The organism is Leifsonia sp. RAF41 (assembly GCF_052114085.1).
GTDB lineage: Bacteria > Actinomycetota > Actinomycetes > Actinomycetales > Microbacteriaceae > Leifsonia.
Window position 1 is genome coordinate 1,184,686 of the sequence record NZ_JBFREB010000001.1, and the last position, 19,944, is coordinate 1,204,629.

18 protein-coding genes are annotated in these 19,944 nt (G+C 70.4%); 11 read left to right on the plus strand and 7 right to left on the minus strand.

Going from position 1 to position 19,944, the window contains the following annotated elements; all coding sequences use genetic code 11:
- The first annotated feature begins 265 nt into the window (after positions 1-265).
- On the plus strand, positions 266-2,554 hold the full coding sequence (locus AB4Y74_RS05670) for a polyribonucleotide nucleotidyltransferase (protein ID WP_441798141.1): 2,289 nt from the start codon (positions 266-268) through the stop codon (positions 2,552-2,554).
- Positions 2,555-2,715: 161 nt separating this feature from the next.
- Here AB4Y74_RS05670 and AB4Y74_RS05675 read toward each other — a convergent pair whose 3' ends face one another.
- Entirely contained in the window at positions 2,716-3,180 is a 465-nt protein-coding gene (locus AB4Y74_RS05675) for an Lrp/AsnC family transcriptional regulator (protein WP_441798142.1), read from the minus strand.
- 183 nt (positions 3,181-3,363) lie between these two features.
- On the opposite strand from AB4Y74_RS05675, the gene pdhA reads away from it, so the two are divergent.
- The 3 genes from pdhA to AB4Y74_RS05690 are packed head-to-tail and all read left to right on the plus strand — an operon-like array spanning position 3,364 to position 6,865.
- On the plus strand, positions 3,364-4,524 hold the full coding sequence (pdhA, locus tag AB4Y74_RS05680) for a pyruvate dehydrogenase (acetyl-transferring) E1 component subunit alpha (protein ID WP_441798143.1): 1,161 nt from the start codon (positions 3,364-3,366) through the stop codon (positions 4,522-4,524).
- On the plus strand, positions 4,521-5,531 hold the full coding sequence (locus AB4Y74_RS05685; RefSeq protein WP_441798144.1) for an alpha-ketoacid dehydrogenase subunit beta: 1,011 nt from the start codon (positions 4,521-4,523) through the stop codon (positions 5,529-5,531). Before pdhA ends, AB4Y74_RS05685 begins: the two co-directional genes overlap by 4 nt.
- Positions 5,531-6,865, plus strand: coding sequence for a dihydrolipoamide acetyltransferase family protein (locus tag AB4Y74_RS05690; protein WP_441798145.1), 1,335 nt, complete (start codon positions 5,531-5,533; stop codon positions 6,863-6,865). The genes AB4Y74_RS05685 and AB4Y74_RS05690 overlap by 1 nt, the downstream gene beginning before the upstream one ends.
- An 82-nt stretch (positions 6,866-6,947) precedes the next feature.
- Here AB4Y74_RS05690 and dapD read toward each other — a convergent pair whose 3' ends face one another.
- Positions 6,948-7,937, minus strand: a complete 990-nt coding sequence (gene dapD / locus AB4Y74_RS05695) for a 2,3,4,5-tetrahydropyridine-2,6-dicarboxylate N-succinyltransferase (RefSeq protein ID WP_441798146.1) — start codon at positions 7,935-7,937, stop codon at positions 6,948-6,950.
- An 18-nt stretch (positions 7,938-7,955) separates the two neighbouring features.
- Between dapD and dapE the strand changes: the two genes are divergently transcribed.
- The 3 genes from dapE (at position 7,956) to AB4Y74_RS05710 (ending at position 10,541) form a co-directional block, all read left to right on the plus strand.
- Complete coding sequence (dapE, locus tag AB4Y74_RS05700) at positions 7,956-9,053, plus strand: succinyl-diaminopimelate desuccinylase (RefSeq protein ID WP_441798147.1); 1,098 nt, start codon at positions 7,956-7,958, stop codon at positions 9,051-9,053.
- Positions 9,022-10,299: a hypothetical protein gene (locus AB4Y74_RS05705; protein ID WP_441798148.1), complete on the plus strand. Its 1,278-nt coding sequence runs from the start codon at positions 9,022-9,024 to the stop codon at positions 10,297-10,299. Before dapE ends, AB4Y74_RS05705 begins: the two co-directional genes overlap by 32 nt.
- A gap of 68 nt (positions 10,300-10,367) precedes the next feature.
- Positions 10,368-10,541 carry a DUF3117 domain-containing protein gene (locus tag AB4Y74_RS05710; protein WP_310128484.1) on the plus strand — a complete coding sequence of 58 codons (174 nt, stop codon included), beginning with the start codon at positions 10,368-10,370 and terminating at the stop codon, positions 10,539-10,541.
- Positions 10,542-10,613: 72 nt separating this feature from the next.
- Here the strand turns inward: AB4Y74_RS05710 and AB4Y74_RS05715 are convergent, their stop codons facing one another.
- Complete coding sequence (locus tag AB4Y74_RS05715) at positions 10,614-11,246, minus strand: O-methyltransferase (protein ID WP_441798149.1); 633 nt, start codon at positions 11,244-11,246, stop codon at positions 10,614-10,616.
- Positions 11,247-11,344: 98 nt separating this feature from the next.
- Here AB4Y74_RS05715 and AB4Y74_RS05720 point away from each other — a divergent pair, with 98 nt between their 5' ends.
- Genes AB4Y74_RS05720 through AB4Y74_RS05730 form a run of 3 tightly spaced genes read left to right on the plus strand, consistent with a single transcriptional unit; the run spans position 11,345 to position 14,604 of the window.
- Positions 11,345-11,710 carry a twin-arginine translocase TatA/TatE family subunit gene (locus tag AB4Y74_RS05720; protein WP_441798150.1) on the plus strand — a complete coding sequence of 122 codons (366 nt, stop codon included), beginning with the start codon at positions 11,345-11,347 and terminating at the stop codon, positions 11,708-11,710.
- A gap of 43 nt (positions 11,711-11,753) precedes the next feature.
- Positions 11,754-13,124 carry an MFS transporter gene (locus AB4Y74_RS05725; protein ID WP_441798151.1) on the plus strand — a complete coding sequence of 457 codons (1,371 nt, stop codon included), beginning with the start codon at positions 11,754-11,756 and terminating at the stop codon, positions 13,122-13,124.
- On the plus strand, positions 13,111-14,604 hold the full coding sequence (locus AB4Y74_RS05730) for a pyridoxal phosphate-dependent decarboxylase family protein (protein ID WP_441798152.1): 1,494 nt from the start codon (positions 13,111-13,113) through the stop codon (positions 14,602-14,604). The genes AB4Y74_RS05725 and AB4Y74_RS05730 overlap by 14 nt, the downstream gene beginning before the upstream one ends.
- A gap of 93 nt (positions 14,605-14,697) precedes the next feature.
- On the opposite strand, the gene AB4Y74_RS05735 is transcribed toward AB4Y74_RS05730, so the two are convergent.
- Genes AB4Y74_RS05735 through AB4Y74_RS05745 form a run of 3 tightly spaced genes read right to left on the minus strand, consistent with a single transcriptional unit; the run spans position 14,698 to position 17,687 of the window.
- A complete protein-coding gene (locus AB4Y74_RS05735; RefSeq protein ID WP_441798153.1) occupies positions 14,698-15,864 on the minus strand; it encodes an Mrp/NBP35 family ATP-binding protein in 1,167 nt (388 codons plus the stop codon).
- Positions 15,857-16,378, minus strand: coding sequence for a DUF1003 domain-containing protein (locus AB4Y74_RS05740; RefSeq protein ID WP_441798154.1), 522 nt, complete (start codon positions 16,376-16,378; stop codon positions 15,857-15,859). The genes AB4Y74_RS05735 and AB4Y74_RS05740 overlap by 8 nt, the downstream gene beginning before the upstream one ends.
- The gene (locus AB4Y74_RS05745; protein ID WP_441798155.1) at positions 16,365-17,687 is read right to left on the minus strand and encodes a magnesium transporter MgtE N-terminal domain-containing protein; all 1,323 of its coding nucleotides are present in this window, start codon (positions 17,685-17,687) and stop codon (positions 16,365-16,367) included. Before AB4Y74_RS05745 ends, AB4Y74_RS05740 begins: the two co-directional genes overlap by 14 nt.
- Before the next feature lie 78 nt (positions 17,688-17,765).
- On the opposite strand from AB4Y74_RS05745, the gene AB4Y74_RS05750 reads away from it, so the two are divergent.
- A complete protein-coding gene (locus tag AB4Y74_RS05750) occupies positions 17,766-18,413 on the plus strand; it encodes a general stress protein (RefSeq protein ID WP_441798156.1) in 648 nt (215 codons plus the stop codon).
- Here the strand turns inward: AB4Y74_RS05750 and AB4Y74_RS05755 are convergent.
- A complete protein-coding gene (locus tag AB4Y74_RS05755; protein WP_441798157.1) occupies positions 18,410-19,936 on the minus strand; it encodes an aminopeptidase P family protein in 1,527 nt (508 codons plus the stop codon). The two genes, AB4Y74_RS05750 and AB4Y74_RS05755, sit on opposite strands and share 4 nt — an antisense overlap.
- Positions 19,937-19,944: the final 8 nt, after the last annotated feature.

The window sequence follows — 19,944 nt, forward strand, 5'->3', positions numbered from 1 at the left end:
CGACTGATAGGATGTTCGGTGGTCGGCTGTGTGCCGATCGACCGGAGCAGGCCGGCAGGAGCTGGTCCTCGGTGGTGGTATCCGGATGCACCCGCATGACGTGGCGGTGCAACCGTGTATTTCTACTGATGGCCAGACGGGCTCAGCCCACGCACTTGCATGGCATGCCGCGTACACAGAAACGTGTCGAACTGCCTGTTCCTGCTCCTTGGATGAAAGTCGCGTCCACACGGGACCGCGACGTTAAACAAAGGAGAAAGACCTCTTGGAAGGTCCTGAAATCAAGTTCGCCGAAGCCGTCCTCGACAACGGCCGCTTCGGCACCCGCACCGTCCGGTTCGAGACCGGACGCCTCGCCCAGCAGGCGCAGGGCGCCGTCGCCGCCTACCTCGACGAGGAGACCATGCTGCTGAGCGCAACCAGCGCCAGCAAGCACCCGAAGGACAACTTCGACTTCTTCCCGCTGACGGTCGACGTCGAAGAGCGCTCGTACGCCGCAGGCAAGATCCCCGGATCGTTCTTCCGCCGCGAGGGCCGCCCCTCCACCGAGGCGATCCTGGTCTGCCGTCTGATCGACCGGCCGCTGCGCCCGTCGTTCGTCGATGGCCTCCGCAACGAGGTCCAGATCGTCATCACCGTCCTGAGCATCGCTCCGGACGAGTTCTACGACGCGCTCGCCATCAACGCGGCCAGCCTGTCCACGCAGATCTCCGGTCTGCCGTTCTCCGGCCCGATCGCCGGTGTGCGCCTCGCGCTCATCCCCGGCAACGGCGCGCACGAGGACCAGTGGATCGCGTTCCCGAAGGCCGAGCAGCTGAAGGAGGCCGTCTTCGACCTCATCGTCGCCGGTCGCGTCCTCACGAACGACGACGGCTCCGAGGGCGACGTCGCGATCATGATGGTCGAGGCCGAGGCCACCGAGAACAGCTGGAACCTCATCCAGGCGGGCGCGGTCAAGCCGAACGAGGAGATCGTCGCGCAGGGCCTCGAGGCCGCCAAGCCGTTCATCCGCCAGCTGGTCGGTGCCCAGAACGTCATCGCCGAGCAGGCCGCCAAGGCCATCGCCGACTACCCGGTGTTCCTTCCCTACTCGAAGGCCACCTACGACAACGTCGCCGGCCTGGCCTACGACGAGCTGGTGAACGTCTACCAGATCGCCGACAAGATCGAGCGCCAGAACGCCGACGACGCCCTCAAGGACCGCGTCAAGGCATCCTTGACCGAGAAGGTGGAGGCGGGCGTCCTCGACCCCGAGGTCCTCACGCAGTTCTCGGCGGCGTACAAGTCGGTGTCGAAGGTCGTCATGCGCGGCCGTGTCCTCCGCGAGGGCATCCGCATCGACGGTCGTGGCCTGACCGACATCCGTCCGCTCGACGCCGAGGTGCAGGTCATCCCGCGCGTCCACGGTTCGGCGATCTTCCAGCGCGGCGAGACCCAGATCCTGGGCGTCACCACGCTGAACATGCTCAAGATGGAGCAGCAGATCGACTCGCTGTCGCCGGTCACCAAGAAGCGCTACCTGCACCACTACAACTTCCCGCCGTACTCGACCGGTGAGACCGGCCGCGTCGGTTCGCCGAAGCGTCGCGAGATCGGGCACGGCTTCCTCGCCGAGCGCGCGCTCGTGCCGGTGCTGCCGAGCCGCGAGGAGTTCCCCTACGCGATCCGTCAGGTGTCCGAGGCCCTCGGGTCCAACGGCTCCACCTCGATGGGTTCCGTCTGCGCCTCCACCCTGTCGCTCCTCAACGCCGGTGTGCCGCTGCGCGCCCCGGTCGCGGGCATCGCCATGGGCCTGATCTCCGACGTCGTCGACGGTGAGACCCGCTACGCGGCGCTGACCGACATCCTGGGCGCGGAGGACGCGCTCGGCGACATGGACTTCAAGGTCGCCGGTACCAGCGAGTTCGTCACCGCGATCCAGCTCGACACGAAGCTCGACGGCATCCCGTCGTCGGTCCTCGCGGGCGCGCTGAAGCAGGCGAAGGATGCTCGCACGACCATCCTGAGCGTGCTCAACGCCGCGATCGACCGCCCGGACGAGATGGCCCCGACCGCGCCCCGCGTGATCTCGGTCCAGATCCCGGTCGACAAGATCGGTGAGCTGATCGGCCCGAAGGGCAAGACGATCAACGCGATCCAGGACGAGACCGGCGCCGACATCTCCATCGAGGAGGACGGCACCGTCTACATCGGCGCCACCGACGGCCCGTCGGCCGAGGCGGCCCGTGCCCAGGTCAACGCGATCGCGAACCCCACCAACCCGGAGGTCGGCGAGCAGTTCCTCGGAACCGTCGTCAAGATCGCCGCGTTCGGTGCGTTCGTCTCGCTGCTCCCGGGCAAGGACGGCCTGCTGCACATCTCCGAGGTCCGCAAGCTCGCCGGTGGCAAGCGTGTGGAGAACGTGGAGGACGTGCTCGGCGTCGGCCAGAAGATCCTGGTCGAGATCACCAAGATCGACGACCGCGGAAAGCTGTCGCTCGCTCCGGTGATCGCTGACGAGGCCGCTGCCTCCGACGCCCCCACCGAGCCCGTCGAGGCTCCCGCGGAGGCGTAACCTCTCTCGCCCCACCGAAGGCCGCGTCGACCCCGTCGACGCGGCCTTCGTCGTGCCCGCCCCCGCCCCTGACCCCCCTCCCCGCCATCGCTTCCTCGATTAATCCGGCCGGCGACGGCGCGTCGGCGGATTAAGTGAGGAAGCGATGGCGGGGAGGGGGGTCAGGCATCGCGGGTGAGGAGCGGGCGGAGGCGGTAGGGGATGAGTTCGCCCATGTCGAGGGACGTCTCGGCGCGGTCGACGCCGTCGGTGGACTGGATGATGCCGGTGATCCGGAACAGGTCCTCCGCGTCGATGCAGACCACCCGGAGCAGCAGGTCGGAGGGGCCGGACAGGCCATGCGCCTGCACGATCTCCGGGATCGAGGCGAGGCTCTCCACCACCGCGGCGAGCCGCTGCTGCTGCACGTGGACGTTTACGAACGCCGCCAGCGGATAGCCGGCGACCCGCGCGGAGATCCGCCGCTCGAACGACAGGAACGCCCCGCTCCTCTCGAGTTCGGCCACCCGCGCCTGCACCGTGTTGCGGCTCAGCCCGAGGCGGTCGGCGAGCGAGACGTTCGTCGATCGGGGGTCGTCCGCGAGCGCCAGAAGGATGCGGCGGTCGGTGTTGTCGAAGCTGCGCATAGTGTGAAAACTAGCATCCCGCAGCCCGGCCGGATAGAGCACCTTGCACAGGCGACACGCCGTCAGTTGTGCGCGCTGACCTCACGGCGTAACCTTCCCCTAATTCCGGCAAGGAGGCCGGAAGCCGGTCGTGCACGCCACAAGCAGTGCCGACCGGGCGCGAGAGTGAAGGTTGCGTGAACCGTGACGATCGACAATCAGCCTGCCACCCGCCGGGGCGGATCCCACACCGACCTCGGTTCTCTCGGAGAGCTCGGGCTCGCCGGGATCGACATCGTGAGCCTGCTCGACGCCGACGGCGTCCGTCACCAGGACGACCGGTTCGATGCCTGGGTCTCGGACATCGGCACCGACCAACTGCTTGCGCTCTACGAGGACATGCGCGTCATCCGCCGCATCGACGCCGAGGCGACGGCCCTGCAGCGTCAGGGCGAACTCGGCCTGTGGCCGCCGCTCCTCGGCCAGGAGGCCGCGCAGATCGGCTCCGGGCGCGCCCTCCGCGGTGACGACTTCGTCTTCTCCAGCTACCGCGAGCACGGCGTTGCCTACTGCCGGGGCGCCGGTCTCGTCGACCTGCTCCGTGTCTGGCGCGGCACGACCCAGAGCGGCTGGAATCCGTACGACATCAACATGGCGACGCCGCAGGTCATCATCGGCGCGCAGACGCTCCACGCGACGGGATACGCGCTCGGCATTCAGGCCGACGGCACCGACGCTGTGGCCGTCGCGTACTTCGGCGACGGGGCCACCAGCGAGGGGGATGTGAGCGAAGCGCTGATCTTCGCCGCAACCTACGCGGCCCCGGTCATCTTCTTCTGCCAGAACAACCAGTACGCGATCTCCGAGCCGGTGTCGCTGCAGGCGCAGCGTCCCATCGCCGATCGCGCGCCGGGCTTCGGGGTGCCGAGCGTCCGCGTCGACGGCAACGACGTCCTGGCTGTGCTCGCCGTCACCCGCGCGGCGCTCGACCGCGCGCGCTCCGGGGGAGGACCGACCTTCATCGAGGCCGTGACGTACCGGATGGGTCCGCACACGACCGCGGACGACCCCACCCGCTACCGGGACGCCGCCGAGCTCGACGAGTGGCGCGCCAAGGACCCGGTGAGCCGGGTGGAGGCGTATCTCAGGGCGCAGGGAGTGCTGACGGACGAGCGGATGGCCGCCGTCGTCGCGAAAGCCGATGCTGTCGCGGCGGAGATGCGTTCCGGCATCACGGCGCTGACCGACCCCGACCTGCTGTCCGTCTTCGACAACGTGTACGCCGAGCCGCACACGGGCATCGCCCGGCAGCGGGACCACTACTCGCGCTACCTGCGCACGTTCGTGGGGAGCGACCGAGGATGACGGCTCTCAGCATGGCGAAGGCCATCAACGCCGGCCTCCGCCGCGCGCTCGCCGCGGACGACCATGTCGTCCTGATGGGTGAGGACATCGGCACGCTCGGCGGGGTCTTCCGCGTCACGGACGGGCTGCAGACGGAGTTCGGTCCGCGCCGGGTGATGGACTCGCCGCTCGCCGAGTCCGGAATCCTGGGCACGGCGGTCGGGATGGCGTACCGCGGATACCGTCCGGTGGTCGAGATCCAGTTCGACGGCTTCATCTATCCCGCTTTCGACCAGATCGTGAACCAGGTGGCGCGGATGCACTACCGCACCCAGGGTGCGGTGCGGATGCCGATCGTCATCCGGGTGCCGTTCGCCGGCGGAATCGGCTCGGCGGAGCACCACTCCGACTCTCCCGAGGCGTACTTCGCCCACACGGCGGGCTTGCGCGTGGTCAGTCCGTCCGACCCCCAGGACGCGTTCACGCTCATCCAGCAGGCGATCGCCTCCGACGATCCTGTGCTGTTCTTCGAGCCGAAGCGTCGCTATCACGCCAAGGGCGAGGTGGATGAGGATGCTCCGCTCGCCGACGCCCGCCCGATGGGCACCGCCCGCGTCGTCGCCCAGGGGAACGACGTCACACTGGTGACGTACGGCGGTCTGGTCCAGTTGGCTCGGGATGCGGCGCTCGCCGCCGGCGACGACGGCGTGTCGGTCGAGGTGATCGACCTGCGCTCGCTGTCGCCCCTCGACCTGGACACCGTGGTCGCCTCGGTGAAGCGCACCGGGCGGCTCGTCGTGACACACGAGGCTGCACTGTCCGGCGGCCTGGCCGCCGAGATCTCCGCATCCATCACCGAGCGCTGCTTCTACCACCTGGAGCACGCGCCGGTGCGGGTGACCGGGCACGACATCCCGTACCCGCCTGCACGGTTGGAGGCAGCTCACCTGCCGGACCTGGATCGCATCCTGGACGGCATCGACCGTGCCCTCGACCGGCCCAACTCGCTGAGCGGGGTGGAGGACTGATGGCGCTCAAGGAGTTCGCGCTTCCCGACCTCGGTGAGGGACTCACCGAATCGGAGCTCGTGACGTGGAAGGTCGCCGTCGGCGACATCGTGCAGCTCAACCAGATCATCGCCGAGGTGGAGACGGCGAAGGCGCTCGTCGAGCTGCCCGCGCCGTACGACGGCCGCGTGTCGCGGCTCTTCGTCGAGCCGGGCGTGACCGTTGCGGTGGGGGAGCCGCTGGTGGCGTTCGAGGTGGATTCGGGGGAGCCCGAGGTGGTCGGCGACGCCGGACCGTCGGAGGGTCCGGCTGAGGTGGAGCAGCGCGAGCCGACGCTGGTCGGGTACGGGGCCCGGCCGGAGTCCCGCGATCGCCCGGCGCGCCGTGCGCGACCGGGGCTCGCCCCGATGGCGCCCGCGACGACCGCGGCGTCAGCCGCACCCGCCGCGTCAGCCGCACCCGCGGCCGCGACGGCGCTCGCCGAGCGGCCGCGGGCGACGCCGCCGGTCCGCGCGTTGGCCCGCGAGCTCGGCATCGACCTCGCGTCGGTTGCCGGCTCCGGCGACCGCGGGCTGATCACGCGTGGCGACGTGCAGTCCTTCGCCGACCGCGGGGCGCAGGCCGAGCCGCCCCAGACCACGCGTGCCGACGGGTCGCGCGAGACGCGCATCCCGATTCGCGGTGTCCGCAAGGCGACCGCCGACGCCATGATGCGCAGCGCGTTCGGGGCGCCCCAGGCGACCGTCTTCCTGACGGTGGATGCCACCGCCACGATCGAGCTGGTCGGCCGCCTGCGGGCGCAGCCCGAGTTCGCCGAAGCGCGTCCGGGACTGCTCGCGGTGGTCGCTAAGGCGCTGCTGCTGGCGGTGCGTCGGACGCCCGCCGTCAACTCCCGGTGGGACGAAGCGGCGAACGAGATCGTGCAGACCGAGTACGTGCACCTGGGAATCGCGGCCGCGACGCCGCGGGGACTGCTCGTCCCGGTGATCCGGGACGCCGACGCCCTGACGCTCGGGGGCGTTTCGGCCGCGATCCGGCAGCTCGCCGAGACCGCCCGCGCCGGACGCACCGCCCCCGCCGACCTGAGCGGCGGAACGATCACGATCACGAACGTCGGTGTGTTCGGCGTGGATGCGGGCACGCCCATCCTGACGCCCGGGGAGGCGGCGATCCTCGCCGTCGGCGCTGTCCGCCGTCAGCCGTGGGAGCACCAGGGGGGCATCGCGCTCCGCGAGGTGGTCACCCTCGCGCTGACGTTCGACCACCGCATCGTCGACGGCGAGCAGGCGTCGCGCTTCCTGGCCGACATCGGTCGCATCCTGACCGACCCGGCCTCTGTGCTCGCCATGGTCTGACGCGCGAGCTAGTGGTCCCGAAGTGCCGTTATGCCTGGGCGATAACGGCACGTCGGGACCACCGGTTGCAGAGACCCGCTCGCTAGGCGTGCAGCGCGGCGTTGAGTTCGACGCCGGCGCCGGCGCGGCGGAGCACCTCGACCGCGCCGGTCAGCGAGTTGCGGCGGAACAGCAGCCCCGGCATCCCGGACAGTTCGGCGGCCTTCACCGTGCGCGGGCGGCCGTCCGCGGTCGGGGCCTCGCCGACGACGACGACCTTGGTCCCCGCGGTCACGTAGAGTCCGGCCTCGACCACCGAGTCGTCGCCGATCGAGATGCCGATGCCGGAATTCGCGCCGAGCAGGGCGCGCTCGCCGATCGACACGCGGTGACTGCCGCCGCCGGACAGCGTGCCCATGATGGATGCGCCCCCGCCGATGTCCGAGCCGTCGCCCACCACCACGCCCTGCGAGATTCGCCCTTCGACCATGGACGTACCGAGCGTCCCGGCGTTGAAGTTCACGAATCCTTCGTGCATGACCGTCGTCCCCGGCGCGAGGTGCGCACCGAGGCGGACGCGCGACGCGTCGGCGATGCGGACGCGGTCGGGCGTCACGTAGTCGAGCAGGCGCGGGAACTTGTCGACGCCCGAGACCTGGATGCCCGCCCGCTGCAAGCGGGGGCGCAGCCGGTCGAGGTCGGCCGGGTTCACCGGTCCGGCGTTCGTCCAGGCGACGCTGGGCAGGTGCGCGAAGATGCCGTCGAGGTTGAGCCCGTTGGGCTGCACGAGCAGGTGCGAGAGCAGGTGCAGGCGCAGGTAGGCGTCCGACGTGGAGGCGGGGGGCGCATCCAACTCGATCTCGACCGTGACGATGTCGACGCGGACGGCGCGGCGGGGGTCGTCCCCGGCGAGCTCCTCCAGCTCGGCCGGGGCGATCCAGCGGTCGCGGCCGGCCGGGAGCGCGCCGAGTCGGGGTTCCGGGAACCAGGTGTCGAGCACGGTTCCGTCGCCGGCGATCGTCGCGAGGCCGTAGCCCCACGCCGAGCGGGATGAAGCGGGCACGGCGGAGTTCTCAGGCACGTCGGAAGGCATGCCCCCTAGGTTAGTAGGGTGACGATCAGCAGCGTGCCCCTCGACCTCCATGCGACCTCCATCGACCTGACCCGTCAGCTGTGCGATATCGAGTCGGTCTCGGGCAATGAAGGGGCGCTGGCCGACGCCATCGTGGCGGCGCTGAGCGGCCTGCCGCACCTCGAGATCATCCGCGACGGGGACACCGTCGTCGCCCGCACGAACCTCGGGCGTGAGCGTCGAGCGCTCATCGCGGGCCACATCGACACGGTGCCCCTGAACGACAACCTCCCGACCCGCTTCGAAGAGCACGACGGCATCCGCTACCTCTGGGGGCGTGGCACCGTCGACATGAAGGCGGGAGTGGCGGTCCAGCTGAAGCTCGCCGCCGAGCTCACCGATCCCGCGGTCGACGTGACGTGGATGTGGTACGACCACGAGGAGGTCAACGCCGAGCTGAACGGTCTCGGCCGGCTCGCGCGCAATCGCCCCGACCTCTTCGTCGGCGACTTCGGCATCCTCGGCGAGCCCAGCAACGGCGTCGTCGAGGGCGGCTGCAACGGCAACCTGCGCGTCGAGGTCCGCACCTACGGGCTGCGTGCGCACTCGGCCCGCGGCTGGGTCGGGGACAACGCCATCCACAAGGCCGCGCCCATCCTCGACATCCTGAGCGGCTACCAGGCGCGCGAGGTTGAGGTCGACGGACTCGTGTACAAGGAGGGCCTGAATGCTGTCGGCATCTCCGGCGGCGTCGCGGGCAACATCATCCCGGACGAGTGCATGGTCCACATCAACTACCGGTTCGCCCCCTCGCGCAGCTCGCAGGAGGCCATCGAGCACATGCACGAGCTGTTCGGCGACTACGAGATCACCGTCGTCGACCGGGCCGACGGCGCCCGGCCGGGCCTGGATGCTCCGCTCGCGCAGGAATTCGTCGCGGCGGTCGGCGGAGTGGCCAAGCCGAAGTACGGGTGGACGGACGTGGCCCGGTTCAGCGCGATGGGCATCCCCGCGGTCAACTACGGCCCGGGCGACCCGCTGAAGGCGCACGCCGACGACGAGCGCGTCGACGTGGAGCAGATCGTCGCTGTCGAGGAGGGGCTGCGTGCGTGGCTCAGCGGCACCGGCGCGCGCTGAGTCCGTCGCTCTGAGCGACGCGGACGACGCGGCCGACGGCACCCTCGCCTCGCGAAGTCGGCCCTGGTGGACGCTGTGGTGGGTGCGCGTGCTCGCCGTCTACCTCGCGGCGCGGGCGGTCACGACCGTCATCCTGCTGGGTTTCGCGGCCGGCGAGGGGAACAACGCCTGGACGTCCGCAGCGCCGGATTTTTTCAGCTTCGCGAACCTCTGGGACGGCCGCTGGTACGAGATCGTCGCGGGATACGGGTACCCGGCGACACTGCCGACCAGCGACGGCGTGCACGTCAGCGAGAACGCCTGGGCGTTCATGCCCGGCTTCCCGGGCGTCGTCGATGCCGTCATGTTCGTCACCCGCCTGCCCTGGCCGGCCGCCGCAGTGCTGGTCTCGTTCCTGGCCGGCGCCGGCGCCGCAGTGGTCTTCCACCTTCTGATGCGCCGGGTCGGCCTGAGCGCGTCGCAGAGTCTGTTCGCGGTCGTGCTGTTCTGCGTCGCGCCGGTCTCGCCCCTGTTCCAGGTCGCGTACGCGGAGTCGCTATACATCCTCCTGCTGGTCACGGCCCTGCTGCTCCTGGTGGAACGCCGCTACGGCTGGCTGTTCCCGGTGGTGCTGGCCATGGCGTTCACCCGGCCGAGCGGGCTGGCGTTCGCGCTGGCGGTCGCGATGCACGTGGTGTATCGCTGGGTGCGTCGCCGCAGCGACCCTTTCCCGATCCGCGAGCGCGTTCTCAGTGTCGCACTCACCGTGTTCAGCGGGGTGGCCGGACTCGCCTGGCCGGCGATCGCCGGTATCGCGACCGGATCGTGGACGGCGTACACCGACACCGAACTGGCCTGGCGGGCACCATACATCGGCTTCACGCAGCTCATCCCGTTCGCCGCGTGGTTCCAGGGCGCGGACTGGTGGGCGAGCGCCATGCTGGGCATACCCGGGTGGATCGGCGTGGTCGCGCTGGTCGTTCTCATCGCGTCGTTCAGCATCCTGCTGTTCTCGCCCCCGGTGCGCCGGCTGGGCGTCGACCTGCGGTTCTGGGTCGCGGCCTACTCGCTCTACCTCCTTGCCGTGTTCTTTCCGCAGTCGAGCACTTTCCGGCTGCTGATGCCGCTGTTTCCCCTGCTCGGCGCTCTTGCGCTGCCCCGGAGCAGGCTCTATCGGGCGGGCATGGTCGTGCTCTTCATCGCGCTCCAGGTCGGGTGGGTGGCGATCTGCTGGAGGATCGACGGATACGACTGGTCACCCCCGTGACGCCTCCGATTTCCGCAGGCCCGCACGGATGTCGGATAATAGGAGGACATCCACGAAAGGGGAGCTGCATGGCGGCCATGAAGCCGAGGACCGGGGACGGGCCAATGGAGGCTGTGAAGGAGGGACGGCTCATCATCGTGCGCGTGCCGCTCGAGGGTGGGGGACGACTGGTGGTCTCCGTCAACGACGCGGAAGCCAAAGAGTTGCATGACGCGCTCGCGAATGTCGTGACCTCCGCCTGAACTCGCTGTAACAGAAGGGCCCCGATCGAGGAGATCGGGGCCCTTCTGTCGCGGACGCAGCCACTCCGCCCGTTACGGCGCGAGCTTGGTGATCTGCAGCAGCCCCTCGCCGGCGGGCGACAGTGCGCTGATGACGGCTCCGGAGGCTGAGGTCTCGGTGATGAGGGTGCGGAAGCCGGTGGCGACTTCGTCCCGCGCCGCCGGATCGGCGACGCGGCCGCGCCACAGGGCGCGGGCGACCAGGACGGTCCCGCCCGGGCGCACCAAGCGCAGACCGTGCTCGACATACTCGATGACCGACTGCGGGTCGGCGTCGATGAAGACGATGTCGTAGGAGTTCTCGTTCATCCGCGGCAGCACTTCGAGCGCACGGCCCGGGATGAGGCGCACGCGGTTCGAGGGAATCCCCGCCTCGGTGAAGAACGCCCGGGCGTGCTGCTGGTTCTCGACCTCCACGTCGATCGACGTCAACTGCGCTTCGGTGCCGCCGGTCAGCAGCCACAGGCCGGACACGCCGACCCCGGTGCCGATCTCGACGACGCTCTCCGCGCGGGTGGCGGCGACCACGACGGCGACCTGCGCGCCGGTGGCAGGGGAGATCGGGTCGATGCCCAGCTCGAGCGACTGCTGCCGCGCGCGGGCGATCACCTCGCTCTCGACGACGACGTCGTCGGCGAACCTCCAGTTCGAGTCCTTGTCTGACACAGCGCTCCCGTCGATCGGCCGTATCCAGTCGGCCAATTCCGAGGATACGGTCGGCTGGCGCGGCATACGTGGAGGCACCGCCGCGATACTCTGGAATCGTGTTCGGGCTGACCTTCGACAAGCTGCTGATCGTGGCGGTGATCGCGGCGTTCGTCATCGGACCCGAGCGCCTCCCCGCGTACGCGGCGAAGCTCGGTCAGCTGGTGCGTTCCCTGCGAGACTTCGCCAACGGCGCGAAAGACCGCATGCGCGACGAAATGGGTCCCGAGTTCGACGAAGTCGACTGGAAGAAGCTCGACCCGCGGCAGTACGACCCGCGGCGCATCATTCGCGAAGCCTTGCTGGAAGACACGGCCGGTGAGCCGCCCGGCGCGATCAAGCCGGTGACGCAGTCCGCGTACGCGCAGCGCAGGATGCCGCTGACGGCGGGAGCAGTGCCTCCCTACGACACCGAGTCCACCTGAGCCGCTGTCGGGCGCGCCCCCGCGCATCCACTACGCTGCGGACATGATCGCAACGGAGCAGTCGCTCACCCGGGCGACCGTCGCGCGGTACGCGGTCGGGTCGCTGGGCACCGGCGGATTCGCCACCCTCCCCGGCCTCGTGCTCGTGTACTACCTCACAGACTCGCTCGGCGTCGCGGCGATCGTCGCGGGCGCCGTGGTCACGGTGGCGAAGGTGTGGGACGTCATCATCGACCCGGTGATCGGCGCACGCAGCGACCGGATGCTCGCCGAGCACGGGTCACGGCGGCCGATGATGCTGATCGGCGCGATCGCCCTGCCGGTGTTCTTCCTGCTGACGTTCGCGGTCCTGCCCGGGACGGCGGCGGGGCCGGCCGCCGTCTGGGTGCTCGTCGCCTTCGTGCTGACCGCGACGGCGTTCAGCCTGTTCCAGGTGCCGTACATCGCCCTGCCGGCCGAACTGGCGTCCGGCTACGACCAGCGCACCCGCCTGCTCACCTGGCGCGTGGTGGTGCTCACGTTCGCGATCCTGCTGTTCGGGGCCGGGGGGCCGGCGTTGCGCTCGCTCGGCGGCGGCAACACGTTCGCCGGCTACCTGCTCATGGCTCTCGTCGCCGGCGTGGTGATCGGCGCCGGGATGCTCGTCTCGGCCTTCGTGGCGCCGCGTGGCCTGCCCGCGGGTGGCCTCCCCCCACGGGAGAGCATATTCGCCACGCTTCGGTCGAACTACGCGGCCGGGGTGCGGGTCCTGCGAGACAGCCAGCCGTTTCGCGCGCTCCTGCTCACCTTCCTGCTGCAGGGCCTGGCGACCGGGATGATGCTGGCGGGCGCGAACTACGTCGCCACCTGGGTGCTGCGCTCCGAGGACGCGGTGACGTTCCTGTTCATCGCCCTCATCGCGCCCGCGCTCATCGTCACGCCGCTGTGGGGTGTGGTGGCGCGGCGGATCGGCAAGGAGCGCGGCTTCGTCATCGCGAGCATCCTGTTCGGCGTCGCCGCGCTGTCCATGGTCGCGCTGCTGTGGGCGCCCGGCGTCTGGGTCTACGCCCCGGTCGCCGTCGCGGGGGCCGCCTACGCGGGCATGCAGTCGCTGCCCATGGCTATGCTGCCCGATGTGATCTCGCACGACGCGCGTCGCAACGGGGACGGTCGCGCCGGAACGTTCGGCGGAATGTGGACCGCTGGCGAGACCACCGGCATGGCGCTCGGCGCGACCGTGCTGAGCATCGTGCTGGCCGTGAGCGGGTACGTATCGCGCAGTGCGGCCGTCGCGGACGCCGCAGGTCAGCCGGGAAGCGCGGTCGCGGGGATCGTGCTGAGCTTCAGTCTCGTCCCCGCGGTCATCATTGCGGTCAGCCTGGCGCCACTTGCGCGCTACCGCCTGCGGAAGGGAGACATCGATGGGGTCGTTTGAACTCGGAAGCAACGCCGCCCGGGCCATTCTGGGGAGGCTCGACGCGCTGCGCGCGGCCGACGCTCCCACGCACGGCGGCCGCGTACTCAGCTACGTGTACGACTCGGGGATGCCGGAGCTCGACGAACTCGCGGCGGAGGCCATGCGCCTGGTGCAGCCGGTCAACGGCCTCGACCCCACGACCTTCACATCGGTGGCCGTGATGGAGCGCGAGGTGGTCGGCTTCGCGCGCGAGCTCCTCCACGGCGGGGACGACGTCGTCGGCTCGGTCACCTCGGGCGGTACCGAGTCGTGCCTGCTGGCTGTGAAGACCGCACGCGATCTCTGGCGTTCGGCCGGCGGCGCGGGGACGCCGCGCCTGCTCGCGCCGGTGACCGTGCACGCGGCCTTTCAGAAAGCGGCAGCCCTGTTCGACCTGGACCTCGACCTGGTGCCGGTGGACCCGGCGACCGGCCGGATGGACGCCTCCGCGCTGATCGGCCGCATCGGGACGGACGTCGCCCTGGTCGTCGTGTCTGCGCCGTCGTACCCGTACGCGACCCTCGATCCGGTCGAGGAGGTGGCGGCCGCGTGCGATGAAGTGGGCGTGTCCTGCCACGTGGATGCGTGCATCGGCGGCTGGATCCTGCCGTTCTGGCGAGCCGCGGACGGCTCGGCGCTGCCCGCCTGGGACTTCCGCGTCGCCGGCGTCACCAGCGTGTCGGCGGACCTCCACAAGTACGGGTATGCGCCCAAGGGCGCCAGTGCGCTGATGCAACGGGACCGTGACCGGCAGCGCCGGCAGTACTTCGCGACGACCGGCTGGCCGGGCTACCCGGTGGTCAACTCCACCCTGCTCGGGTCGAAGTCGGCGGCCGCGCTCGCCGCATCCTGGGCGATCGTGCAGGCGCTCGGGGCGCGCGGCTTCGCGGACCTCGCCGAGTCGTGCCGTCGTGCGACCCGGGGGCTGCAGGACATCGTGGGCGACATCGAGGGCCTTCGCGTCGTTGGTGAGCCGACGGGGCCGTTGCTGGCCGTGGCCACCGACGATGCCGTGCCGGAGTCACACCGGGTGGACCCCCACCACTGGGCTGACCGTGTCCGCCGACGCGGATGGGTGCTGCAGCTGCAGCCCGGGCTCGAACAGGCGGACGGGACGCGGCTGCCGCACACGACGCACCTGACGATCACTCCCGTGACGGAGGGACGGCTGGACGAGCTGGAGGCGGCCCTGCGCGGGGCGGCGGACGAGGCGCGCGGCGTGCCGCCGGTCGACCGCGGGGCGGTGCTGGCCGCGCTGCCGGACCTGTCGAGCACCGATCTCGATTCGGCGACGGCCGCCCACATCCTCGGGTCGCTCGGGCTCACGGGCGGTACGACTCCCGGTCTTCCGGACGACCAGGCCCCGCTGCTCGCGCTGGTGGAGGCGCTGCCGCGTCCCGTCGCCGAGCGCCTCCTCGTCGAACTGCTCGCCCGCGCCGTCGAGCCGCCCGACGCCTGACGTGGTCGCGAGTCGTGAGTGGATGCTGGAATCTGGGGCGAGTTGCGACACGGTGTCGCAACTCGGGGAGAGGAGGCAGCGGCAGCGGGGGCGTCAGCGGACGGAGAGCCCGAGCTTGCGGCCGGCGAGGCCGCGGCTGCGCGTCGCGAGACGGTCCGCGACCGCGCGGATCGCCGCCGCCGCCGGATCCACCGGGTCGGTCACGACGATGGGCGCCCCGGCGTCTCCGCCGGCCCGCAGCGGGATGCTGAGCGGCACGCTGGCGAGCAGCGGCACCTCCTCGTCCTGCCCGACGGACAGCCGCCGCGCCACCTCCGCACCGCCGCCTGAGCCGAACAGGTCGAGGATGCTGCCGTCCGGCTGCACGAGACCGGCCATGTTCTCGATCACGCCGATGACCTTCTGGCCGGTCTGCCGCGCGACCACACCGCTGCGTTCGGCGACGTCGGCGGCGGCAGGCTGCGGCGTCGTGACGACGAGCACCTCCGCTGTCGGCAGCAGCTGCCCGACCGAGATCGCGACGTCGCCGGTGCCGGGCGGCAGATCGAGGAGGAGAACATCCAGGTCGCCGAAGTACACATCGGTCAGGAACTGCTGGATGGTGCGGTGCAGCATCGGCCCTCGCCACGCTACGGCGGCGGACGCGGAGTCGACGAACATCCCGATCGACACGACCTTCACCCCGTACGCGACGGGCGGGAGGATCATGTCGTCCACCCGCGTCGGCCGCGGGGCCACGCCGTTCTCATCGGTGAGGCCCAGGATGCCGGGGATCGAGAAGCCGTGCACGTCCGCATCCACGATGCCCACGCGCAAGCCGCGCTCGGCGAGTGCGACCGCCAGGTTCGCGGTGACCGTCGACTTGCCGACACCGCCCTTTCCGCTCGTCACCGCGTAGACGCGGGTCAGTGATTCTGGTCCGAACTGCTGGCCGCGCGCCGGGCGCCCCGCCCGCAGCTTCTCGGTGAGCGCACGGCGCTCTGCCGGCGTCATCACCGAGAGGTCGACGGCGACGTCGGTGACCCCAGGCACAGACGCGGTGGCCGCTCGGACGTCCCGCTCGATCGCGTCCGCCGCGGGGCAGCCGACGATGGTCAGTTTGATGCCGACGGAGGCGCGGCCTGCCGCATCCACCGAGACAGCGTCCACCATATCGAGCTCGGTGATGGGCTTGCGGATCTCCGGATCGAGCACTGCCGCCAGCGCACCGCGCACCGCCTCAGAGAGCCCGGAGGCGGGATCGGGCACGACGTCAGGCACGGGCCTGTTCGCCCTCGCCCGACTCGCTCTTCTCGAGGTCCTCGAGCAGGGAGCGCAGTTCGGCGCGGATGAAGTCCTTCGTCGCCATGTCGCGCACGGCCAGCCGCAGGGCGACCACCTCGCGCGCCAGGTACTCGGTGTCGGCGAGGTTCCTCTCCGCCCGCTGGCGGTCCTGCTCGATCTGCACGCGGTCGCGGTCGTCCTGCCGGTTCTGGGCGAGCAGGATGAGCGGGGCGGCATACGAGGCCTGGAGCGAGAGCACCAGGGTCAGCGCGATGAAGCCGAGTGCTGCGGAGTCGAAGCGCCAGGAGCTCGGCGAGAGCGTGTTCCAGGCCATCCACGCGATGACGAAGACGGTCAGCCCGAGGATGAACCACGGCGTGCCCATGGCGCGGGCGATCCACTCGGTGAAGCGGCCGAAACGGTCGTTCGAACTCGCCCGATCCCGCCGGAGCACCGGCGTGCGGAGGCCTTTGGGGGCGTCGAGCCCCGTGTCCTGCCTACCTCGTGCCACTTCCGCCCCTCCTTCCGTTCACGATGCGGATGCTGCCGGTCTCCTCAGACGGTTTCGCCCGTTTCACGGGCTCGTCCTCGTCTTGACTTCGCCAGTCGTCGGGGAGGAGGTAGTCGAGCACGTCGTCGATGGTCACCACGCCGACGAGCCGGTACTTCTCGTCGACCACCGGGATGGAGACGAGGTTGTACGAGGCGAGGATGCGCGACACCTCCGCGGCGGACGTATCGGCGGTCACCGGCTCGAGGCTCGGGTCGAGCAGGGTGCCGAGGCGGACGTGCGGGGGATAGCGCAGCATCCTCTGGAAGTGCACAACGCCCAGGAACCGCCCGGTCGGTGCCTCGTACGGCGGGAGGGTGACGCAGACGGCGGCGCCGAGCGCAGGTGCGAGCTCGTGCCGGCGGATGAGCGCCAGGCCCTCGGCGACGGTCGCGTCGGCGGACACGATGATGGGCTCCGTCGTCATCAGACCGCCGGCGGTGTCCGGGTTGTAGCTGAGGAGCATGCGGACGTCCTCCGCCTCCTCCGGCTGCATCAGCTCCAGGAGGTGCTCGCCGCGCTCATCGGAGAGCTGGGCGATCAGGTCGGCGGCGTCGTCCGGCTGCATCTGGTCGAGCACGTCCGCGGCGCGGTCGTCGTTGAGTTGGGCGAGGATCTGCACCTGCTCGCTCTCGGGCATCTCCTCCAGAACGTCGGCGAGGCGGTCGTCGGGGAGCTCCTCCGCCACCTCGAGCATCCGCTGCTGGGGGAGGTCGAGGAGCGTGTTCGCGAGGTCGGCCGGCTTCAGCTCGGAGTACGTCGCGATCAGCTGCTCCGCCGACTGCGCCTCACCCCGGTTCTGCTTCTCGTGGACCTCGTTCCACGACACGAAGGTCGTCGCTCCCTTACCGAACGGGGAGGGGCCGGTCTTCGGCTTCCGTACGAACAGCTGGCTCACCGCCCAGTCGCCGGTCTCGGTCTCCTCGATGGCGACGTCCTCGATGGTGGCTTCGCCGGTGCCGTCGGCGAAGACGACCCGGCGGCCGAGCAGCTCCGCGATGACGCGGACTTCGCCGCCGCGCTGCTCGAAGCGACGCACGTTGATGATGCCGTTGGTGATGATCTGGCCGCTACCGATGCTGGTCACCCGGCCGATCGACAGGAAGACGCGGCGCTTGCCCGGGATCTCGACGATCAGACCGACGACGCGCGGCGGGTCGTTTTTGCGGTACACCACCAGGACGTCACGAACCTTGCCGACCCGGTCACCAACGGGGTCGAACACGGTCGTCCCGGCGAGGCGGGCGACGAACACTCTGGCGGCACTCACCCTATAAACCTAAGCCCTCACGGGTGATCGACGGCTGTTAGCTGTGCTCCGCGCGGGCTCGAATGGAACAATGGAGGCATGAGCACACCCGGGCCCCTGAACGGACGCAACCGTACCCTCTATCCGACCCTGCCGCGTGGCGAGGTGGTCGCCACCTTCGAGAGCTATCCCGGAGCGCAGGAGGCGGTGGATGTGCTGGCCCGCGCCGACTTCCCGGTCGATAAAGTCTCCATCGTCGGAAGCGACCTGAAGAGCGTCGAGCGGGTCACCGGCAAGCTGAGCTGGGGGCGGGTCGCCCTGGCAGGAGCTGCCTCCGGTGCGTGGCTGGGCATCTTCTTCGGCCTGCTGCTCATCATCTTCTCGCCGACGGTCAGCCTAGCCTTCGTGTTCGCCGCGCTGCTGCTCGGTGCGGGCTTCGGGATGCTGTGGGGGCTCGTCTCGTACGGCGTCAACCGCCGTCGTCGGGACTTCACGTCCGTCCAGCAGGTCATCGCCACCAGCTACTCCGTGCTGGTCGATTCCGAACTGGGCAACCGCGCCCGCAATCTCCTGCAGGGCGGGGGAGCCGAGCAGCCGGCCGCGGCGGCACCCGGATGGACGCCGCCCGCGCAGCCGCAGCATCCGTCCGACCCGCCGCCCGCGCCGCCCGCCGCGGCACCGCCGGTCGCGCCGCCGCCCGCTGCGGCACCGCCGGGCGACGAGCGCCCGCCGACACCGACCGCCTAACCTCGGCGGGAGAGGCGAGCGACCCACGCCTCCACGTCGTCCGCCGTGCGGGGGATCGCCGCGGAGAGGTTCTCCGCGCCGTCCGCGGTGACGAGGATGTTGTCCTCGATCCGCACGCCGATGCCACGGAACCGCTCGGGAACCGTCAGGTCGTCCGGCTGGAAGTACAGCCCCGGCTCGATGGTGAACACCATCCCGGGCTCCAGGACGCCATCCAGATAGAGCTCGCGTCGGGCCTGGGCGCAGTCGTGCACATCCAGACCGAGGTGGTGGCTGGTGCCGTGCACCATGTACCGGCGGTGCTGCTGGTTCTCGGCCTTCAGCGCCTCCTCCGCGCTCACCGGCAGCAGGCCCCACTCGGCGGTGCGCCGGGCGATCACGGCCATGGCGGTCGCGTGGATCTCGCGGAACCGGATGCCGGGGCGCACGACGGCGAATGCGGCGTCGGCCGCCTCCAGCACCGCTTCGTAGATCTGCCGCTGGGTCTCGCTGAACGTCCCGTCGATGGGGAAGGTACGGGTGATGTCGGCCGTGTAATAGCTGTCGAGCTCGACGCCCGCGTCCATCAGGATGAGGTCGCCCGGCACCACTGGACCGTCGTTGCGCGTCCAGTGCAGGATGCAGGCGTGCGGACCGCTCGCGGCGATCGTGTCGTAGCCGACCGTGTTGCCGTCGGCGCGGGCGCGTCCGTTGAAGACGCCCTCGACCAGGCGCTCGCCGCGCGGGTGCGTGGTGATGCGCGGCAGATCGGCGATCACGTCGTCGAAGCCGCGCGCGGTCGCGTCGACGGCCGCGCGCAACTCGCCGACCTCGTAGTCGTCCTTGACCAGCCGCAGCTCGGAGAGATCGCGCGCGAGCCGGTCGTCTTCGGAGTGGTCCTCCGGGTCGCGGTCGCCGTCGGTGTCGTCCCACAGCAGCATGCGGGCGGCATCCACCTCGTCCGTGATCGCGGAGTCCGCCTCGCGCAGGACGACCGTCTCGCCGTCGACGGTGTCGAGCACCGTCTGCACCTCGGCGATGCCGCGGGTGGCCAGACCTAAGTCGCTGGCGACCTGGGCAAGCGACGGGCGCGGGCCGATCCAGAACTCGCCGATCTCGGGGTTCGCGTAGAACTCGTCGGAGTCGCGCGCGGCGCGCTCGCGGAAGTACAGGGTCGCCTCGTGACCGGATGCGGTCGGCTCCAGCACCAGCACGCTGCCGGGCTCTGAGTCGGAACCCCAGCCGGTGAGGTGGGCGAACGCCGAGTGGGCGCGGAACGGGAAGTCGGTGTCGTTGCTGCGCTGCTTCAGGCGGCCGGCCGGGATGATCAGTCGCTTTCCGGGGAACAGTTCGGAGACGCGCGCGCGCCGTGCCGCCGCGTACTCCGACTGGCGGCGCGGGTCGGGCAGCACCTCCGGCCTCTCGGCCCAGCCGCTCCCGATGTACTGCCGGAACGCATCCGACCCGGGGGTGGTGGAGCGGTTCTCGGTGGCGCGGGGTGCCTGGTCGGCCGGGGCTTGGGTGGACTGCGACATGCCGACCATTCTTCCAC

Excerpts from the sequence above, each read along its gene's own strand:
- AB4Y74_RS05750 (WP_441798156.1), top strand. The coding sequence starts at position 17,766 with ATGAGCACACCCGGGCCCCTGAACGGACGCAACCGTACCCTCTATCCG.
- AB4Y74_RS05755 (WP_441798157.1), bottom strand. The coding sequence starts at position 19,936 with ATGGTCGGCATGTCGCAGTCCACCCAAGCCCCGGCCGACCAGGCACCC.
- AB4Y74_RS05710 (WP_310128484.1), top strand. The coding sequence starts at position 10,368 with ATGGCGGCCATGAAGCCGAGGACCGGGGACGGGCCAATGGAGGCTGTG.
- AB4Y74_RS05730 (WP_441798152.1), top strand. The coding sequence starts at position 13,111 with ATGGGGTCGTTTGAACTCGGAAGCAACGCCGCCCGGGCCATTCTGGGG.
- dapD (WP_441798146.1), bottom strand. The coding sequence starts at position 7,937 with ATGCCTTCCGACGTGCCTGAGAACTCCGCCGTGCCCGCTTCATCCCGC.
- AB4Y74_RS05675 (WP_441798142.1), bottom strand. The coding sequence starts at position 3,180 with ATGCGCAGCTTCGACAACACCGACCGCCGCATCCTTCTGGCGCTCGCG.
- AB4Y74_RS05690 (WP_441798145.1), top strand. The coding sequence starts at position 5,531 with ATGGCGCTCAAGGAGTTCGCGCTTCCCGACCTCGGTGAGGGACTCACC.
- AB4Y74_RS05725 (WP_441798151.1), top strand. The coding sequence starts at position 11,754 with ATGATCGCAACGGAGCAGTCGCTCACCCGGGCGACCGTCGCGCGGTAC.
- AB4Y74_RS05685 (WP_441798144.1), top strand. The coding sequence starts at position 4,521 with ATGACGGCTCTCAGCATGGCGAAGGCCATCAACGCCGGCCTCCGCCGC.